This is a genomic window from Hymenobacter negativus, assembly GCF_017571495.1.
Lineage (GTDB): Bacteria > Bacteroidota > Bacteroidia > Cytophagales > Hymenobacteraceae > Hymenobacter > Hymenobacter negativus.
Genome location: NZ_JAGETZ010000011.1, coordinates 153,687 through 173,033 on the forward strand (window position 1 = coordinate 153,687; position 19,347 = coordinate 173,033).

Below are 19,347 nucleotides of genomic sequence, written 5' to 3' on the forward strand. Positions count from 1 at the left end.
AGCATGACAATAATTTTTAGAAAAGTGTTGCTGCCACGCGGCGCGTTTCCGCATCGGTCGCCACCAAGTCGGCCAGCAACGGCTCTGCAAGGTACGATACCCGCGCCAGGCACTCGGCCACCACGTCCGACATTTGGCGGAAGCCCACTTGCTCGCGCAAAAACGCGGCCACGGCAATTTCATTGGCCGCGTTGAGCACGCAGGGCGCATTGCCGCCCCGTCGCATGGCTCCAAAGGCCAACTCCAAGTTGGGAAATGCTACCCGGTCGGGCGCTTCAAACGTGAGCGTCGGGTAGTCGAGAAAGGAGAAGCGCGGAAAGGTGTTGGCCAGCCGCTGCGGATAGCCCAGCGCGTATTGAATAGGAAGCTTCATGTCGGGCAAACCCAATTGGGCCTTCAGCGAGCCGTCCTGAAACTGCACCAGCGAGTGTACGATGCTTTGCGGATGCACCACCACGTCAATCTGCTCATTGGTCAGCCCGAACAGCCATTTGGCCTCAATCACCTCCAGGCCCTTGTTCATGAGCGAAGCTGAGTCGATGGTGATTTTGGCGCCCATATCCCAGTTGGGATGCTTCAGGGCCTGGGCCTTGGTTACGGCCTCCATCTCGCTGGCTGAGCGGCCCCGGAACGGCCCACCCGACGCCGTGAGAATGATTTTCTCGACCGGATTCTGCTCTTCGCCCACCAGGCACTGGAAAATGGCCGAATGCTCCGAGTCGACGGGCAGCAGGCGCACGTTGTGCTGCTTTATCAGGCCAGTAATCAGCTCGCCGGCCACTACCAGGGTTTCCTTGTTGGCGAGGGCAATGTCTTTGCCGGCCCGGATGGCAGCCACCGTGGGCAGCAGCCCGGCGTAGCCCATCAGCCCCGTGAGCACAATGTCGATTTCGGGCCGGGTCACGACCTCGGCCAGGGCCGCGGGGCCGGCGAGTACCTGCGTTTCGGGCTGGCCAGCCAGGGCGGCTTTCAGGGGTTGGTAAAAGGCATCATCGCCAATTACCACCACGGCGGGCCGGAATTCCTGCGCCTGCCGGGCCAGCAATTCCCACTGGCGCTGGGCGCTCAGCACCGCCACCCGGAAGCGGCCGGGCTGCTGCCGCACCACTTCCAGAGCCTGCGTGCCAATGGAGCCCGTGGCTCCGAGCAAAGCCAACGTTTTTACTTCTTTCTTTTCAAGCATAAAGCGACGAACACGGAAACGGCGCAAAAGTACGCCGTCCTTGCCCGCTTATACCCGCTTGAGCGCGGCTGTCACAAACTGGTCGATGACGCCGACAATGGCTCCGGCCTCCTGAGCAACAGCGGGGGTAAGCTCCGTGGGTGGGCCGGTGGGTGAAACGCGCTCGACCAAGGCCGTGAGGCGGGCCATCTGGGCGCCCACGGCGCGGTACACCGGCTCCCAGAGTACGGCGGTGGCTTCGGCATGGGCTCCTAAGATGCGGCGCAGCTCCAGCAGGTGCATAACCAAGCCGGCTAGCTGGGCCAGCAATTCACGTTCGGCAGAGGCAAAAGGGCGGGGGAGGCCATTGTACAGGCATAGCGAGCCAAGGTTGAAGCCATCGGGCGTGCGCAGGTTGTGACCAGCGTAGAAATTCAGGCCTAGTTGCTGGAGCAGCGAAATGTCGACGCCGGGGGCACTGGTTTTGGTCAGGTCCTCAAACACAGCCGTGTCGTCCTGCAAAATGGTGGCCGAGCACATGCTTTGATTGCGCGGCACGCGCTCAACTGCTATTGGCAGGTTGTAGGGGGCTTTTACCAGCACCTCATCTTTTTCGATGATGGATAGCATGGCGTTGGACACCCCAAACAAGCGAGCGGTGGCCGCAACTACCTCATCAAGCACTTTTTCGCTGCGTGCATCCAGCAGCTGGTAGCTTTCAAGCGCACGCAAACGGTCGGCATCATTGGCCGGAATCAGGGAAGTAGGAATATCAGTCAAAATGAAGAAAGCGCCGGCAACCGATAAGGCCGAGCTGTGGACGCTGGTATAGTACACCGCGCCCGGCCTAAGAGTTGCCAGCCGGGCGCACTTTCGGGGAGGCTGTACGGTAGCGGGACCGTTTAGCTTGAATCTGGGCGCCCACTACAAATCGGTGAAACGGCGCAGGGACGCGAGCTAAACTCCCCCGTTCCAGTCACCCATTGGCCCGGAAGCAGTTCTAAGCGCGCCGTAGCGTGGCCGCCACAAACTGGTCGAGGCTGGCAACAATGGCTCCTGCCTCCCGGGCTCCGGCGGGCGTGAGCTGGATGGGACCAGCGGAGGGCACAGCCTCTTCGGCCAGCGCCGTGAGGTAGGCCAGCTGCTCGCTCATCGACTTATAAATGGCGCCCCACAGCATGGCCGTAAGGCCGGAATGCGGCCCTAGGGTGCGGCGCAGCTCCAGCAGGTGCATAACCAGGCCCGCCAGCTGGCCCAGGAGATGGCGTTCGGCGGGGGGGAAGTGGCGGGGCGGGCCGTCGAGCAGGCAAAGCGTACCAATGTTGTGGCCATCGGCGGTGCGCAGGTTGTGGCCGGCGTAGAAGTGCAGCCCCAGTTGCAGCACAAGCGAAATATCGACGCCTGGCGCGTTGTTTTTCTCAATGTCTTCAAACACCACCGTTTCGTTCTGCAAAATCGTGGCTGAGCACAGACTCTGCTCTCGCGGGATGCGTTCAATATCAACGCCTTCGGGCAGGTTGTAAGGTGATTTTACCAGCACTTCGCTTTCTTCCACAATGGAAAGCATGGCGTTGGAAACCCGGAACAAGCGGGCCGTGGCGGCCACTACGTCGTCGAGAATCTGTTCGCGGCGGGCGTCCAGCAGCTGGTAGCGCTCGAGGGCTTTGAGCCGGTCTGCATCATTGGCTGGCAGGAGGGAGATGGGTAGAGCCGTCATAATCGGGGAGAATTAGACTTGTGGCGAACGAAGAAAGCAGCGCTGGCCGGCGCTACTGCCGCTGGAGTCGGGCTTATCCGGGAAGGGGCGGACCAAACTAAGCCTCGACAATTTACTGGATTCTGCGCAAAGTCCTACGGACTTGAACAGGCCGGCGAGTGTAAAAGGCGACCAGGCCTGCAAGCCGTTTATTCTACTGCCACTTTTTGCCGTATCACCGCACCATTGGCGCTTCGTAGGGTGAGTAAATAAAGGCCGCGGGGCCAAACGGCGGCTTCCGGCAATTGCATGACGGTGGACCCCGCAGGCAAAGACACTGTTTTGCCTAGCACCATGCGCCCCAGGGCGTCGGTCAGGTGCAGGTAGGCCGATTGATGAGGGCCGGTGTTTTGTACGGCTAGCTGCGCTGGGCTACCCGCCGGCACGGGATTGGGCAGGGCGGCCAGGGTGATGGTGGGTACGGCAGCAGTTGGCCTGCTCAGGGTTATAACCGGTGAAAAGGTGGCGCTGCCATCCAAATCGAGCAAGCGCAGGCGGTAATAAAGGGATGGTCCGGCGGGGTTAGCCGGCGCGTTTCGGTCGAGCATGGAATAGCTGTGGGCCGTGGCCGTGTTGGTCGCCAGCACGCGGGAAACCGGGCGAAACTCGTGCCCATCGGGGCTACGCTGCACTTCGAAGGCGGCAGCTTTGTGCTCGCTGGCTGTGCGCCAGCGCAGCAGGTTGCTGTCATCGGCTTGGGCCAGGCCAGTGAATTCGATGAGGGTAACGGGCAGCGGCGAGTTGGCTGTGAGTTCGATGGTAGTGGCCGACAGAGCTGGCACGGTGTAGCTAAATCCGTCCCCATTGGCATTGAGCGTGGGGACGGGGCGGGCCACTAGCGTGGGGCTGCTCTGGCCGAAGCCCCAGGCGCGGGCAGTGGCGTAGTGCGCGCCGCTGCTCAGGGCAAAGGTGCCCTGCACCGCTTGGCTGCTTTTGTTGAGGACCACGAGCGTGAGCTGGGTTTCGCTGCTGCCCTGAATGGCGGCGTACACAGAGGTATTGGTCGCATCGGAGGTGCTGGCTGCTACGCCCGTGCTGCCGAAATGCGCCCCCAGGCCGTCGTAGTTGGTATAGAGGCGGAAGGCGGGCGAAATGTAGGAACGGGAGCCTGCGCCGCAGTCGTCCCACCAGTCGGCATTATATACGCCGTTTTTCCCGAAAATGCCCAGCACATCGGCTTGCGCCAGGCCGCCCGAAATGTCGCCGCAGCCCCCGTAGCAATATTCCGAAATGCTGAGCTTGGTGCCCGGGTAGCGGGTATTGATGGAGTTCTGCAGGCTAGGCAGCAACGGCAGGAACTGGCTGAAGTATTGGGCTATCCAGCTGGTTTCGCGGTAGCCGGCTTGCCACAGGGAGCGGGGAGCCTGCAGCCGGGCCTGCTGCACCGCACTCGATACATTGTCGCCCGTGATGCGCACCGGGTTGCCATTGTCGAGGCCGGTGGCTTCGGGATACCAATGCACGTCGAGCACATCGAGCAGGCGGCGGCCGGCCGTGGTGGAAGCGCCCCGCATCTTGGCCAGGTAATAATCCACGTACCACGGGTAGCCCGCGCCCTCGCTGGCCCAGTCGGGGGCATCCTGCTCGTTCAGGTATTCAGCAAAGCCGTAGAACACGCCCCCAAAAACCTCGGCCGACGGGTCCACATCTTTCACCGCCGCCGCGAGGTCGCGCGACTTCAGCCACAGTTCGGCCGCACCCACCGCCGTGGGGTGAATGCGCGGGTGCGTGCTGGTCCACAGCGCGGGCTCATTGTCAAGGAAGTAGCCTTTCACGCCCCCATTGGCCGCCGTGCCGAAGGTAGAAGTGAGGAAATGCACTTCCTCATCCATGTACACGGCGTTGTCGGTCAGGTTGGGCGGGTAGGCAAATACGCCGCCGGGCTTGCGGGCCACCACCGGCTTCCAGCGGGCCGAGGGTGCAGTTTCGGCCACGCTCACGGAGGTGTTGTTCTTGTCGGCGGCCACGTAGCCGGCCATTTGCAGGGTGGGCAGGGCCGCGGGGCTACCGGGCAGGGCCTGTACGCTCTGCACAAAGCTCTTCACCACTTGGCCGGGCACGGCGCAGCCAGCATTGGAGAGGCCGGCCGTGTAGCAGAGGTAGTCGTCGCTTTGGTGAATGTAGTCCTGGCCCGCATTGGAGGCGTTGTTTTCCCAGTTGTAGCCGGTGGTGCGGTTGCCGCCCAGCCGAACCGAGCCATAATTGTCGGCGGGTTGCTGGGGCTGGTTAGTGCCGTAAATGAGTGGGCTAATAGCTTGTCGGTTAGCTGCCGCCGTGCTGATGGTGAAGGTGACGGGCAACTGCGCGGCAACGGGTAGCGCCAGGCCCAGCCAGGCCGCGGCAGTGGTACAAAGGTTTTTCATAGCAGAAGAAAGAACAGGTGAAGTAGCAAGGTGAAAATGACGACTGGCGGGGGAGAGTGCTATTCATTTAGCCAGTAAGCCAATTATAAGTGGTTGTCTTGCCACAAGTTAGGTCATCACGCGCTATGAAAAACCATCGGGCTTATCTAGGTGCTCGATGAAAGCAGCAACTGGTCAGGATAACAGCAATGCTGGTGCAGCTAGCGCAGTTCTCCATTGGGGTACTGGCCTGGTAGGTCCAGAAAATGGACCCTAGCGGAGGATTGCGCTAATTCAGCTCTTCCTCCCTGGCGGCTCTACCTTCGCTGCGTCTATGCCAACCTCTTTCGATTACGACATTGCCATCATCGGTGCGGGCCCGGCCGGCACGGCCTGCGCCCTGGCTTTGCGCCACAGCGGCCTGCGCGTGGCGCTGCTGGACAAGGCCCGGTTTCCGCGCGACAAGGTGTGCGGTGATGCCATTCCCGGCCACGCCCTCAAAGCCCTGCGCCAGCTCGACCCGGCCTTTGCTGAAGGGCTCTGGCAGCTCCAGCCACTCGACGCCGTGCGCCAGTCGCGCCTCGTCGCGCCCAACGGCGGTAGCCTCTGGATGCGCTGGAAGCTACCCAGCTTCAACAGCCCCCGCGAAACCTTCGATGCTGCACTGCTGAATCTGGTCCGGCAGCATTCGGCCACCGAAATTCTGGAAAACACCGCCCTCAAGAATTTGCAGATTGAAGCCGGCCAGGTGCGTCTGACCACCACAGCCGGCACGGAAATAGCCTGCCAGCTCGTCATCGGCTGCGATGGGGCCAACTCCGTGGTGCGCCGCCAGCTGCTGCCTGCTCCGCTCGACCGCGCCCATCACTGCGCCGGCGTGCGAGCGTATTTCGAAAATATCAAGGGGGCCGAGGATGGCCTGACCGAATACTTCTTCACCAAAGACTACCTGCAGGGCTACCTCTGGATTTTCCCCGTGGGCCAGGGCCGGTATAATGTGGGCCTGGGCATGCTTTCCGAAACCGTAGCCAAGCACAAAGTCGACTTAAAGCAGGTGATGCCCAAATTGTTGGCTCGGCATCCGGCCCTGGCCGGCCGCTTCGACAATGCCCGACAGCTCGGCACTATTCAGGGCTTTGGGCTGCCGTTGGGTGGTGGGCGCACCGTGCCCATGAGCGGCGCGCGCTTTTTGTTGTGCGGCGACGCGGCCTCGCTCATCGACCCCATTCAGGGCCACGGCATCGATACAGCCATGCAAAGCGGCATACTGGCGGCCGCGCAGGCCCTGGCGGCGTTTGAAAAGCAGGATTTCAGCGCCGGATTTATGCTGCAATACGATGCGCAGGTAGCCCATAAAATCAGCCGCAAGCTGGCCAAGAGCTACCGTCTAATGCGTTTCCTCAGCAACAAGCCATGGCTGGTGAATGCGGGCGTGCGGCTGGCCCGGGTGCCGGGCCTAAAGCCCTGGGTGCAGAAGGCGATAGGATAGGAGCGTAGCTAAATGCAGTAGAATATGGCCTTCAGCGACATCGAATACCGGGAAATGAAGCCGCCGCAGGCGCTGGCGGAGCTTGTCGAAAGCTTCTGGATGCTCGTCAATCCTTCAGACGAGGAGCAACCGATGGTGCTCATTCCCGATGGCCGCGTTGATACCTTTTTCTCACACTCGGCTACGGAGCCCTACCACGTGCTGCTGCGCGGGCTGGATATCCGGCCGGGACCCCAGGTCATTGCGGCGCGAATGACCACGTTCGCCATTAGCTGGAAGCTGCTGGCGGTGGAATACCTGCTGCCGGTGCGGCTGGCCGCCTTGCTGGATGGCGGCTGCTACCTGCCGCCGGACTATCTGGGTATTACGGAAGCTGACCTGAGCAACTTTGAGACCTTTTGCGCCAAAGCTGCTGCGTGTATCGAACAGCAGTTGCCCGCCGAAATCGACGTTCGCAAACGCCGGCTGTTCAACTCGCTCTACGCCTCCGAGGGTGCCCTGACAGTGGAGGCGCTAGCCACCGCGGCGGGCTGGAGCAGCCGGCAAATCAATCGGTACTTCACCCGCATGTTCGGCCTTTCGCTCAAGGCCTACGCCAATATTCTGCGGTTCCGGGCCTCTTTGCCGCACCTCAAAGCCGGCCGGCTTTTCCCCGAGGAAAACTTCACCGACCAGGCTCATTTCATTCGGGAAATCAAGAAATATGCGGGCGTAGTGCCCAAGGAACTGGCCCGAAATCAGGACGACCGATTTATACAATTATCCGCTTTGCCGAAGGAATAATTTTGTTCTGAATCTTACTTATCAGAACAACCATGTTGCTTCAAAACAAACAGATAGCCATTGTGGGCGGCGGCCCCGGCGGCCTCACCCTGGCCCGCCTGCTCCAGCAAAGCGGCGCTACCGTGAAGGTGTACGAGCGCGACCTCAACCGCCACGTGCGCGTGCAGGGCGCCACCCTCGACCTGCATGACGAATCGGGCCTGGCGGCCCTCCGTGCGGCGGGCCTGCTCGAAGAATTTAAGGCGCACTACCGCCCCGGCGCCGACAAGCTGCGCCTGACCGATAAGCACGCTACCATTGTGCTCGACCAGCACGCCGAAGCGCAAGCGGACACCTTTGGCGACGCCTCCTTTCGTCCGGAAATCGACCGCGGCCCCTTGCGTAACATTCTGCTCGATTCCTTGCACCCCAATACCGTGGCCTGGAACAGCCAGCTGGCTTCGATGCAGCCTGCGGGCGCCGGCTGGCAGCTCACGTTTCAGAGCGGCGCAATGGCTAAGGCTGATATCGTCATCGGGGCTGACGGGGCCAATTCTAAAATCCGACCGCTGCTGACGCCCATCCGGCCGTTCTACTCCGGCGTGACGGTGGTGGAGGGCAGTTTATACGATTCGGCGCAAAACGCGCCCCGTATCCACGAGCTGATGCAGGGCGGGAAAATATTCGCGATGGATGACTCGAAAACGTTGGTCGTAAGCGCAAAAGGGGATGGCAGCCTGGCCTTCTATACTGGTTGCAAAACTGCCGAAACCTGGGCCCGCGATAGTGGCATCAACTTCTCAGAAGTCGCGCAGGTACTGGCTTGGTTTAGGCAGGAATTTGCAGGTTGGGATGACATCTGGCAGGAGCTTTTTGCTGCCGAAACGACTCATTGCGTGCCCCGCCCACAATACTGCATGCCCCTCGACCAAACCTGGCTAGCCCAGCCCAACCTTACCCTCCTTGGCGATGCTGCCCACCTCATGCCACCCTACGCCGGCGAGGGCGTGAACATGGCCATGCTCGACGCTCTGGAGCTAAGCAACTGCCTCGCCAGCGACCAGTTTTCGAACATGCAGGCCGCCATCGCGCACTACGAAGCCCAGATGCGCCAGCGCGCTTCAGCCGTAGCTGGAGAAACATTAGCGCAGACCGAAGCGCTGCATTCGCCGCACGCGCTGGCGCACTTGGTAGACCTGTTTGCCGGCAACGAAACCGCCCGCTAACCCAAGCGAACTAGCTACATAGCAGCAGCATGTTTGTAACCTAAAAGCGTTTAGGAAGATGAAAGCCGTGTAGCGGTGCCAGATTGCCGGCAGGTTCTGTCACCGCTACGCGGCTTTTTACCTTGGGCCAGGGGTTGCTACAAACCTGTCGCCGCTACACGGCTATGTGATGCAATGAAACGGGATGCAGAAGTGGCTGCGCCATTGGTGAGCCCTTGACCCAGCTTATTAGAAGCCCGCATTTTAACGTGCTTTTAATCTTGGTTTTGGTGGCTTTCCTTCCAGCAGTACGTACAAGCAGGTAGTTCATTCAATGGCTTTTAACCTTGCTTCTTATGCTGTTTTCATTTATCACGTCCCCAACCGGTCCGGCGCGCCGGCCAAACGTTATTCGGCTGACGGCACTGGCCGCTGGGCTTCTGGGCCTGCTGCCCGGCTGTTCCAAAGACGACGAACCGACTACTCCAACAGTCCCGAACCCCAGTCGAATCAGCGTGCCCCAGGCAGCCTTTCACCCCGAAGGCATCCAATACGACGAAGCCAATAAGCGTTTTATCGTGAGCTCGCGTACCAAAGGCGTCGTCAGCACCGTGCGCGACGACAGCACCTTTGCCCAACTCGCCGACGACCCCCGCCTGATTTCCACCATCGGCGTCAACCTCGACGCTGGCCGCAACCGCGTGCTGGTAGCCGTGTCCGATAACGGGGCCAACACCACCCGCACCAGCGCCACCACCTTGCGCAAGCGGGCCGCGCTGGCCATCTTCAACAACACCAGTGGCGCTCTGCTCAACTATGTGGACCTGGGCGGCCTGCGTCCTGCTCTCAACCACTTTGCCAACGATATTGCTGTGGACGCGGCCGGCAACGCCTATGTCACCGATAGCAACGCGCCCATCATCTACAAAGTCGACCCGCAGGGCGTGGCATCGGTGTTCTTGGAAAATGCGCAGTTCGACGCCGGTACTGCCTTTGGCCTGAATGGCATCGTGTACCACCCCGACGGCTACCTGATTGTTGCCAAGGCCAATACCGGTACCCTCTACAAAGTGCCCATCGCCAACCCCGCCAGCTTCACCGCCGTCACCAATGCCACCGGCCTCACCCTGACTGGTGCCGACGGCCTGCTCCTCACCGACCCGCAAACCCTGCTGCTGGTATCCGGCAGCCAAAGCACCGTGTACCGCCTCAGCAGCACCGATGCCTGGGCCAATGTGCGGTCTACGGGCACGTTTGCCACGGGTGCCGTGAGCCCCACCACCATTACCAAGCGCGGCTCCGATGCCTATGTGCTTTATCCATACACAGCCACTTCGCCGCGATTTAAGATTGTGAAGGTGAGCTTTTAGATATATTATCGAAGCGTGTCATCCTGAGCGCAGCGAAGGACCTTCTCCCGTTCAGACGATGGTTCTGGTGTGATAAGGTCCTTCGCTGCGCTCAGGATGACACACTTTATACTTACAAAGGGGGCGCCCGTACCTTTGTGGGCAGTCATGCCATCTGTCCCCACAATAAATTTCAAGCTCACCCCACCCTGAGAATAGGCCCGAAACCCTCGTGCCGCCGCTTCCTGCCGGGAGCGTGCGGCTTTTCTTTTGCCTTTTTCTCCGTTATTAATGTCTTCGATTCCCGCTTATTTCTCGCAGTATAAAGTCAACGCTAAAAACGAAATTCTGGCCGGCCTGACTACCGCGCTGGCCCTGGTGCCGGAGGTGGTGGCCTTCGCGCTGCTGGCCCACATTAGCCCACTGGTGGGCATTGGGTCAGCCTTTATCATCTGCCTAATCACGAGTGTATTCGGCGGCCGACCGGGCATGATTTCCGGCGCGGCCGGCTCGGTAGCCGTGGTTATCGTAGCGCTGGTAGAGCAGCACGGCGCTGAGTATCTATTTCTCGCAGTGGCCCTGATGGGCCTGATTCAGGTCGGTATAGGCTTGCTGAAGCTGGGCAAGTTCATCCGGCTGGTGCCGCAGCCGGTGGTGTATGGCTTCGTGAATGGCCTGGCCGTCATCATCTTCATGGCGCAGTTAGAGCAGTTCAAGGTGCGCGACGCGGCCGGAGCCGAGCACTGGCTCACCGGCAACGCGCTGTTGCTGATGGCCGGGCTGGTGGCCCTCACAATGTCTATTGTCTACTTCCTGCCGAAGCTCACAAAGGCGGTGCCGGCCTCGCTGGTGGCTATTGTGACGGTATCGGCGCTGGTGATTTTCGGCGGTCTGCAAACCAAGGCGGTGGGCGACATTGCCTCCATCGCAGGCGGACTGCCCACGCTGCACCTGCCGCAGGTGCCGCTGAGCTGGGCCACGTTCGCGCTGGTGCTGCCCTACGCCTTCATCATGGCGCTGGTGGGCCTTACCGAAAGCCTGCTCACCCTCACGGTGGTGGATGAAATGACCGATACTCGCGGCCGCGGCAACCAGGACTGCGTGGCCCAGGGCCTGGCCAACATCGCCTCCGGCCTGACGGGCGGCATGGGCGGCTGCGCCATGATTGGGCAGACGATGGTCAACCTCGAATCCCGCGGGCGCGGACGGCTGTCGGGCGTGGTGGCAGCCGTGGCGTTAGCCCTGTTTGTGGTGGTGGGCGCACCTGTTATTGAGCGGCTGCCGCTGGCCGCGCTGGTGGGTGTAATGTTTATGGTCGTCATCGGCACGTTTGAGTGGGCCAGTCTGCGCATTTTAAGCCGAATGCCCCGCACCGACGTGTTAGTAATGCTGCTCGTTACGCTCGTCACGGCCATCTCGCAGAATCTGGCGCTGGCCGTACTGCTGGGCGTCATCGTGTCGGCCCTGGCCTTTGCCTGGGAAAATGCCAAGCGCATCCGCGCCCGCCACTACCTCGACGCGGCCGGCGCCAAGCACTACGAAATCTACGGCCCGCTCTTCTTCGGCTCCGTCCAGGCCTTCGGCGAGAAGTTCGACGTAGCCGCCGACCCCGCTGTAGTCATCATCGACTTCCGCGAAAGCCGCGTGGCCGATATGTCGGCCATCGACGCCCTTCACAAGCTGACCGAGCGCTACCACCGCGCCGGCAAAACCCTGCACCTGCGCCACCTCAGTACCGATTGCCGCCAACTGCTGAGCAACGCCGAGGCGCTGATTGAGGTGAACGTGGAAGAAGACCCGCAGTACGCCGTGGTGGGGGAGGAGCAGGGGATGTAAGGTGAACTGTTGCTAGGTGCTATGTTTGGGCCGACGACACTTACACTACAACTCTGCTACCATGGGAATGGATTACTACATCATACCAGAAGAGGAAACCACTTGTGAAGACAGTTTTCCAGATGGGCTCTCATTCTTTTTCGAACAAGTAGGTGGCTATGGCGAGGCGGCTGAAGTGGAGCAGGTCAGTCGAATACTGCAAATTGATTTGTCGGTGTTTCAAGAAATAAGTTTTGAGGAAGACGAGGCATATGATGCCGACGAATTGGATGAAGACGAGCAGCCAGAAGAAGCATCCATCATTTGGCATGACGTCGACAAAGTCACGGCGGTAGTTGATTCGTTTTTGACTAAGATTGAAGCATTTCCTGATTACCACAAGCAAGTCTTGCACAACCCAAACCGCAATCAGGACCTTGAATCATTGCTGCAGATAACTACCATCGGAGACGAGGCCGAAATGGTCCGGCAGTTTCAAGAGTTGGAAAATCAGCCACTCTTTGCCTACCCTCCCGACCATGGCTACCTGAGCCAAGGGAAAATTGTAGAGGACTTGAAAAACCTCCGTCAAACGCTAGCATGCTATAAAAGCAGCGGCGTTTCTCAATTTAAACTGCTTTATATGTAGCCAACTGAAGAGGCCTGGAATTAATCAATTTCGGGCCTCTTCAGTTAATGCGGCGTCTACGCAAACATCCCCAATGCATTCTTGCTCGGTAGCGCCGTCTTCCCGGTTAGCAGCAAATCCACCTGCCGGGCGGCTTCGCGGCCTTCCGAGATGGCCCAGACGACTAGCGACTGGCCGCGGCGCATGTCGCCGGCCACGAAGATGTTGGACTGGTTCGTGACGAAGGTTTTGTCGTCTGCCAGCACGTTGCCGCGCGGGTCGAGGTCGATTTCCAGCTCGTTTACGAGGCCGTCCACGCGGGGGCCGGTGAAGCCCAGGGCCAGCAACACGCGCTGGCAAGGGATTTCGCGGTCGGAATCGGGCACTTCCTCGAAGCGGATGCGGCGGCCCAGCACGTCGGTTTCCCAGGTCACGTCGCTCACGCGCAGGGCACGGAGGCGGCCAGCCTCATCGGCCAAAAACGCCTTCGTGTTGATGCCCCAGTAGCGTTGGCAGCCTTCTTCATGCGAGGTGCTGCTGCGGAAGATGTGCGGCTCCAGCGGCCAGGGCGTGTGGGCGGGGCGCTCAGCGCCGGGCTGGTGCATGAGGGCAAACTGCGTGACGCTCTGGGCCCGCTGGCGGTTGGCCGTGCCTACGCAGTCGGAGCCCGTGTCGCCGCTACCAATCACCACCACGTCCTCGCCTTCCACCCAGATGGGTGCGTCGGTGAGGTCCAGCTCGCCTACCCGGCGGTTGTGCTGGGTGAGGTAGTCCATGGCGAAGTGGATGCCGGGCAGTTCGCGGCCGGGAATATTCAGGTCGCGCGGTACGCTGGCCCCGCCGGCCAGCACCACGGCGTCGAAGTCACGGGTGAGCTGTGTAAAAGGCAGGTCGCGGCCGATTTCCGTGTTGCAGCGGAAGCTGATGCCGTCCTCCTTCAGCAAGTCGATGCGGCGGTCAATTACCCACTTATCCAGCTTGAAATCCGGAATACCGTAGCGGAGCAGGCCGCCGGGCCGGTCGTCGCGCTCGAATACCGTGACGGTGTGGCCGGCTTTGGCCAGCTGCGCCGCCGCCGCCAGCCCGGCCGGGCCGGAGCCCACCACGGCAACCGTTTTGCCCGATTTCAGCACTGGGGAAGTTGGTTGCACGTAGCCCTTCGAGAAGGCGATTTCAATGATGTGCTTCTCAATTTCCTCAATAGCCACCGGGCTGCTGTGGATGCTGAGCACGCACGCCGCCTCGCACGGCGCGGGGCAAATACGGCCGGTGAACTCCGGAAAGTTGTTGGTGGCGCTGAGAATCTGGTAAGCGTCTTCCCATTTCTCCTCGCGCACGGCGTCGTTGAATTCGGGGATGATATTGCCTAACGGGCAGCCCGAATGGCAGAACGGAATGCCGCAATCCATGCAGCGGGCCGCCTGCTGGGTGAGCTGCCCTTCGGAGTAGGTGCCGACGAATTCATGATTGTGGGCCACGCGCTCCTGCGGGGCCGCTTTAGGTGGCAGCTCGCGGGTGAATTCTTTGAAACCGGTGGGATTAGGCATGATGTTGCTATGGTCGTTCCAAACCGTTATGCTGAGCGCAGCCGAAGCATCTATACTGCACAAGTAATCAATGGCAAATGCAACGAAGCGGTAGAGATGCTTCGGCTGCACTCAGCATGACGGTCAATGTTATTTCAGTTATCGTTCGGACTATTTACTAATGCACCTCCGCGTACCGTGCCTTTTGCAGCACCTTCTTGTATTCGCTCGGAAATACCTTCACGAACTTCCCGGCCTCCTCATTCCAGTTCCCCAGCAGGAAGGCTGCAACCTGACTGCCCGTCAGCTCTACATGTTTCCTAAGCAACTCCTGAATCTGGTCCTCGTCGTCAGCATCGAGCGGGTCTAATTCCACCATTTCGGGGTTACAATTGGAGGGGAAGGTATCGTTGGGGTCATACACCCAGGCGATGCCGCCGCTCATGCCGGCGGCGAAGTTGCGGCCTGTCTGCCCCAGGATAAGGGCGCGGCCGCCGGTCATGTACTCGCAACCGTGGTCGCCCACGCCTTCCACCACGGCGGTGGCGCCAGAGTTGCGGACAGCAAACCGCTCGCCGGCTTGGCCGCGCACGAACAATGCGCCCGAGGTGGCACCGTACAGCGCCACGTTGCCAATGATGATGTTTTGCTCGGGCACGAAGTGAGCGGCGGGGGAGGGAAAAATGGCTAGCTGCGCGCCGCTCAGGCCCTTGCCCACGTAGTCGTTGGCCTCGCCTTCGAGCTTGAACGACAGGCCCGCCACGCTGAACGCGCCGAAGCTCTGCCCCGCCGAGCCGCGGAAGCGGTAGTTGATGGTGTTGTCGGGCAGGCCGGCGGCGTGATAGCGCTTGGCAATCTCGTTGGAAAGCAGCGTGCCGATGGTGCGGTCGATGTTCTGCACCTCGAACTCGGCAAATACTGGCGTCTGCTCATTCAGGGCCGGTTGGGCGTGTTCGAGCAGCTGCCAGTCGAGGATGCCGCGAATGCCGTGGTCCTGCTGTTCACTGTTGTAGAGGGTACCGCCGGAGATGTTCACGGCGGGGTGCAGCATGTCGGTGAGGTCGAGGTGGCGAGCTTTCCAGTGGGTGATGCCCTCGCGCACTTTCAGGAATTCGGGCCGGCCCACCATCTCGTTGATGGTGCGGAAACCCAGCTCAGCCATGATTTCACGCAATTCCTCGGCCAGGAAGCGGAAGAGGTTCACGATGTGCTCGGGCTGGCCGGTGAAGAGCTTGCGCAGCTCGGGGTCTTGCGTGGCGACGCCCACGGGGCAGGTGTTGAGGTGGCATTTGCGCATCATTACGCAGCCGCCGGCTACCAGCGCCGCCGTAGCTACCCCCCATTCTTCGGCCCCTAACAGGGCGGCTACGGCCAGGTCGCGGCCGGTTTTCAGTTGGCCATCGGCTTGCAGCACCACGCGGCTGCGGAGCTGGTTTCGCACCAGTGTCTGGTGAGCTTCGGCCAAGCCCAGCTCCCAGGGAAGGCCGGCGTGCTTGATGGAGCTGATGGGCGACGCGCCCGTGCCGCCATCGTAGCCGGCAATCAAAATCACGTCGGCGTGGGCCTTGGCGACCCCGGCCGCGATGGTGCCCACGCCCGCCTTGCTCACCAGCTTCACATTGATGCGGGCGGCGCGGTTGGCGTTTTTCAGGTCGAAGATGAGCTGGGCTAGATCTTCGATGGAGTAGATGTCGTGGTGGGGCGGGGGCGAAATCAGGCCCACGCCGGGCGTGGCGTGGCGCACTTTGGCAATCCACTCGTCCACCTTGTGGCCGGGCAGCTGGCCGCCCTCGCCGGGCTTGGCGCCCTGGGCCATCTTGATTTGCAGCTCGTCGGCGTTGGTGAGGTAGTGGGCCGTGACGCCGAAGCGCGCCGACGCCACCTGCTTGATGGCCGAGCGCATGGAATCACCGTTGGGCATCACCTCGTAGCGTAGCGGGTCTTCGCCGCCCTCGCCGGTGTTGCTCTTGCCGCCGATGCGGTTCATGGCAATGGCCAGAGTGCTGTGCGCCTCGTGCGAAATCGACCCAAACGACATAGCCCCGGTCGCAAACCGCCGCATAATGCCCTCGGCCGGCTCCACTTCCTCCAGCGGAATGGCGTCGCGGTGATGCGCAAAATCCAGTAGGCCGCGTAGCGTGAACATGCGCTCCGGCTGCTCATTCACCAGCTTGGTGTAGCGCTGGTAGGTAGCGTAGTTGTTGGTGCGCGTGGCCAGCTGCAGCAGGTGCACGGTTTCGGGGTTAAACATGTGCGCCTCGCCTCGCCGCCGCCAGTGGTAGAGGCCGCCGTCAGGGAGCAGGACTTGCTCCTCGGGCGTCGTGCTCTTGAAGCCCTGGAAGTGCTTATAGAGTGTTTCGCGGGCAATTTCATCCAGCCCCAGCCCGCCAATGCGCGTGACCGCGCCGCAGAAATAGGCATCCACCACGGCTTGGTTCAGGCCCAGAATCTCAAAAACCTGCGCGCCGTGGTAGCTCTGCAGGGTCGAAATCCCCATCTTCGAGAAAATCTTCAGCAGGCCATCGCACACCGCTTTTATGTAATTGTAGGTCAGCTGTGCGTGGTCCAGGTTCGTTTTGAACTGGCCGGCCTCGTGCATGGTCCGGATGGTGGCCAGCGCCAGGTAGGGGTTGATGGCCGTGGCCCCAAACGACAGCAGACAGGCGAAATGGTGCACTTCCCACACGTCGCCGGCCTCTACCACCAGGCCCACCGTGCCCCGACAGCCGAGCTTGATGAGGTGGTGATGCACAGCCGAAACGGCGAGCAGCGACGGAATGGGTGCGTGCAGTGAATCCACGCCGCGGTCCGACAAAATCAGCACTTCGTAACCGTCGTTCACTGCGTCTTCGGCATAGCGGCAGAGGCGTTCCAGACCGCGTTCCAGCGCGCCGGGCTGTTCGTCGGCTTTGAAGTAGGTCAGTAGCGTCTTGGCATTAAATAAGCCCGTATCAATACTGCGCAGCTTTTCCAACTCCAGATTATTGAGAATGGGCTGGCGCAGGGCTACGCAGTGGCAGTGGTGCTTGTCTTCGTCAAGAATGTTGCCGTTGTTGCCCAGGAAAGTGGCCAGGCTCATCACCAGCCGCTCCCGAATGGGGTCGATAGGCGGGTTCGTCACCTGCGCGAAAAACTGCTTGAAGTAGCTGCTCAGGTGTTGCGGCTGGTCGGAAAGCACCGCCAGCGGCACGTCCACGCCCATCGAGCCGATGGGTTCCTTAGCTTCCAGCGCCATCGGGGTGATGAGCACGTCGATGTCTTCGCGGGTGTAGCCAAACACCTGATGGTACTTGAACACCGAATCGGCGGCCAACTCCGTGAATACCTGACGCGGCTCGGGCAATTCCTCCAGCCGAATCTGGTATTCATTGAGCCACGCGCCGTAGGGCTGGCGGCCGGCGGCCTGGGCCTTCAATTCCTCATCGGTAATGATGCGGCCGGCCACGGTGTCCACCAGCAGCATTTTGCCGGGCTGGAGGCGGCCTTTCCGCACTACGGTAGCGGGGTCGATGTGGAGCACGCCGGCTTCGGAGGCCACTAGCACGCGGCCGTCAGCGGTTTCGAGGTATCGTAGGGGGCGCAGGCCGTTGCGGTCGAGCATGGCCCCGATAAGCTTGCCATCGGTGAAGAGCAGGGCGGCCGGGCCATCCCAAGGCTCCATAAATGTGGCGTGGAACTCGTAGAAGGCCTTTTTGAGCGGGTCCATCTGGGTGTTGCCGTCCCAGGCTTCGGGCACCAGCATCATCATCACGTGCGGCAGCGGGCGTCCCGAGTGCAACAGGATTTCCACCACGTTGTCGAGGCAGGCGGAGTCCGACTGCCCGGCATCGACCACCGGCAGCAGCATGTCCATTTCCTCGGCCGAGAAGTAAGGTGACACGTAGCTGCGCAAGCCGGCATAAAACCAGTTCAGGTTCCCTCGCAGCGTGTTGATTTCGCCATTGTGCGCCAAAAACCGGAAGGGCTGCGCCAGTTTCCAGCTTGGAAATGTGTTGGTTGAAAACCGTGAATGCACCAGCCCAAACACCGACGTCACCCGCTCGTCGCTGAGGTCGGGGAAGTAACCGCGCACCTGATAAGTAGTCAACTGGCCTTTGTAGACGATGGTTTTGCAGGAGAGCGAGGCGAAGTAGAACACCTCCATCGCGGCCGGCACGGTTTCGCGCACCGTCTTGAAAATCAGCCGACGCAGCACGTACAGCTTGCGCTCGAAGTCATCCGGATTGGTAATGCCGGCCGGTCGGCCGAAAAACACCTGCTCCATCACCGGCTCAGCGGCCAGCGCCGTGGGGCCGATGCCGGTCGGGTTCACCGGCACGGGCCGGTAACCCAGCAGTGGGAACCCCAGCCGCGCCGCCGCACCATTAATGACCCCATGGCAGGCGGCGCGCAGCTTCTCGTCCTTAGGCAAGTAGGCAAAGCCCACACCGTAGCTGCCCGGCTCAGGCAAGCGAATGTCTAGGCGCACGCACTCTTCCAGCAGGAACCAGTGCGGAATCTGGATGAGCAGGCCGGCTCCGTCGCCGGAGTCGGAATCGCAGCCGCAGGCGCCGCGGTGCTCCATGTTTTCCAGCATGGTCAGCGCGTCGGTGATGGTCTGGTGCGTTTTGCGGCCGTTGAGGTAGGTAATGAAACCAGTTCCGCAGGCATCGTGCTCAAATTCGGGCCGGTAGAGGCCTTGAGCGTTGTCGGTGGATGGTATCGGGGCGTTGAAAGTCATAAGGGAGGGGACGTTAGCGAGCGGCAGGATGAAATCAGCCGGCTACCCACAGTTATTTAAAGAAACGGTCCGGCGTTTGGGAGTAAAATGGTCGTATCGTCCGCTTTACTATTTCTAATTCGAGGTATTGATTGGCATAGCATTGATGATGAATGCATTGTGGGTAAGGGTTGTACGATGTCAAACGTGTCGTTCAGATGGGGCCTCACCCCCTGACTCTTTCTTCAAAAGAGAGGGGATACTGGATTTGCACGGTTTAGCATTGTTAAGCTCCCCTTCTTTGGGCTTCGCGCTTCAAGCGAACCGGGGCCGGCATTGAGGTTGCCTGCGCCAGGTGGCACATGCGAGATGCTTCGCTACACTTCGCATGAAGTTCTGTAGGCCTTATAAATCAATATCTTGCTGTACCAATCCGTCAGTAAGAAAGACCAAGTTACAAGCGCTTTTCCTGGATTCAGCAGCGAATGCGAAAAGTTTGGATTACTTTTTCAATAAATTTCAGCTTGTACCAGAATTTAGAGGCCCTAAATGCTTTCAGTGACCTCAATTGTTATTTACCCTCTTAAATGCAAGGCCTATTGCCCATTTTATTT

Annotated in this window: 12 protein-coding genes; 6 read left to right on the forward strand and 6 right to left on the reverse strand. The window is 60.6% G+C overall.

The annotated features are described in order from the left end of the window. Positions 1-16 precede the first annotated feature (16 nt). The 4 genes from J4E00_RS20660 to J4E00_RS20675 all read right to left on the reverse strand — a co-directional run bounded on the left by J4E00_RS20660 (position 17) and on the right by J4E00_RS20675 (position 5,281). Positions 17-1,183 (reverse strand): 1-deoxy-D-xylulose-5-phosphate reductoisomerase, encoded by a 1,167-nt coding sequence (locus J4E00_RS20660; protein WP_208177170.1) that lies wholly within the window; start codon positions 1,181-1,183, stop codon positions 17-19. Between the two features lie 48 nt (positions 1,184-1,231). After that, the gene (locus J4E00_RS20665) at positions 1,232-1,942 is read right to left on the reverse strand and encodes a GAF domain-containing protein (RefSeq protein WP_208177171.1); all 711 of its coding nucleotides are present in this window, start codon (positions 1,940-1,942) and stop codon (positions 1,232-1,234) included. A 220-nt stretch (positions 1,943-2,162) separates the two neighbouring features. After that, positions 2,163-2,879, reverse strand: coding sequence for a GAF domain-containing protein (locus J4E00_RS20670; protein WP_208177172.1), 717 nt, complete (start codon positions 2,877-2,879; stop codon positions 2,163-2,165). A 188-nt stretch (positions 2,880-3,067) separates the two neighbouring features. Beyond that, positions 3,068-5,281 (reverse strand): glycoside hydrolase family 44 protein, encoded by a 2,214-nt coding sequence (locus tag J4E00_RS20675; RefSeq protein ID WP_208177173.1) that lies wholly within the window; start codon positions 5,279-5,281, stop codon positions 3,068-3,070. A 313-nt stretch (positions 5,282-5,594) separates the two neighbouring features. Between J4E00_RS20675 and J4E00_RS20680 the strand changes: the two genes are divergently transcribed. From J4E00_RS20680 to J4E00_RS20705, 6 genes are all read left to right on the forward strand, one after another. Beyond that, positions 5,595-6,749 (forward strand): geranylgeranyl reductase family protein, encoded by a 1,155-nt coding sequence (locus J4E00_RS20680; RefSeq protein ID WP_208177174.1) that lies wholly within the window; start codon positions 5,595-5,597, stop codon positions 6,747-6,749. Between the two features lie 24 nt (positions 6,750-6,773). After that, positions 6,774-7,532 (forward strand): helix-turn-helix domain-containing protein, encoded by a 759-nt coding sequence (locus tag J4E00_RS20685; RefSeq protein WP_208177175.1) that lies wholly within the window; start codon positions 6,774-6,776, stop codon positions 7,530-7,532. A 32-nt stretch (positions 7,533-7,564) separates the two neighbouring features. Continuing rightward, a complete protein-coding gene (locus J4E00_RS20690) occupies positions 7,565-8,737 on the forward strand; it encodes an FAD-dependent oxidoreductase (RefSeq protein WP_208177176.1) in 1,173 nt (390 codons plus the stop codon). A 335-nt stretch (positions 8,738-9,072) separates the two neighbouring features. Further along, positions 9,073-10,086: an SMP-30/gluconolactonase/LRE family protein gene (locus J4E00_RS20695; protein WP_208177177.1), complete on the forward strand. Its 1,014-nt coding sequence runs from the start codon at positions 9,073-9,075 to the stop codon at positions 10,084-10,086. A 270-nt stretch (positions 10,087-10,356) separates the two neighbouring features. Next, positions 10,357-11,901 carry a SulP family inorganic anion transporter gene (locus tag J4E00_RS20700; RefSeq protein WP_208177178.1) on the forward strand — a complete coding sequence of 515 codons (1,545 nt, stop codon included), beginning with the start codon at positions 10,357-10,359 and terminating at the stop codon, positions 11,899-11,901. Positions 11,902-11,968: 67 nt separating this feature from the next. Then, complete coding sequence (locus J4E00_RS20705; RefSeq protein WP_208177179.1) at positions 11,969-12,529, forward strand: hypothetical protein; 561 nt, start codon at positions 11,969-11,971, stop codon at positions 12,527-12,529. Positions 12,530-12,585: 56 nt separating this feature from the next. Here the strand turns inward: J4E00_RS20705 and J4E00_RS20710 are convergent, their stop codons facing one another. Then, entirely contained in the window at positions 12,586-14,055 is a 1,470-nt protein-coding gene (locus J4E00_RS20710) for a glutamate synthase subunit beta (protein WP_208177180.1), read from the reverse strand. 157 nt (positions 14,056-14,212) lie between these two features. Further along, positions 14,213-18,754, reverse strand: coding sequence for a glutamate synthase large subunit (gene gltB / locus J4E00_RS20715; protein WP_208177181.1), 4,542 nt, complete (start codon positions 18,752-18,754; stop codon positions 14,213-14,215). Positions 18,755-19,347 lie beyond the last annotated feature (593 nt).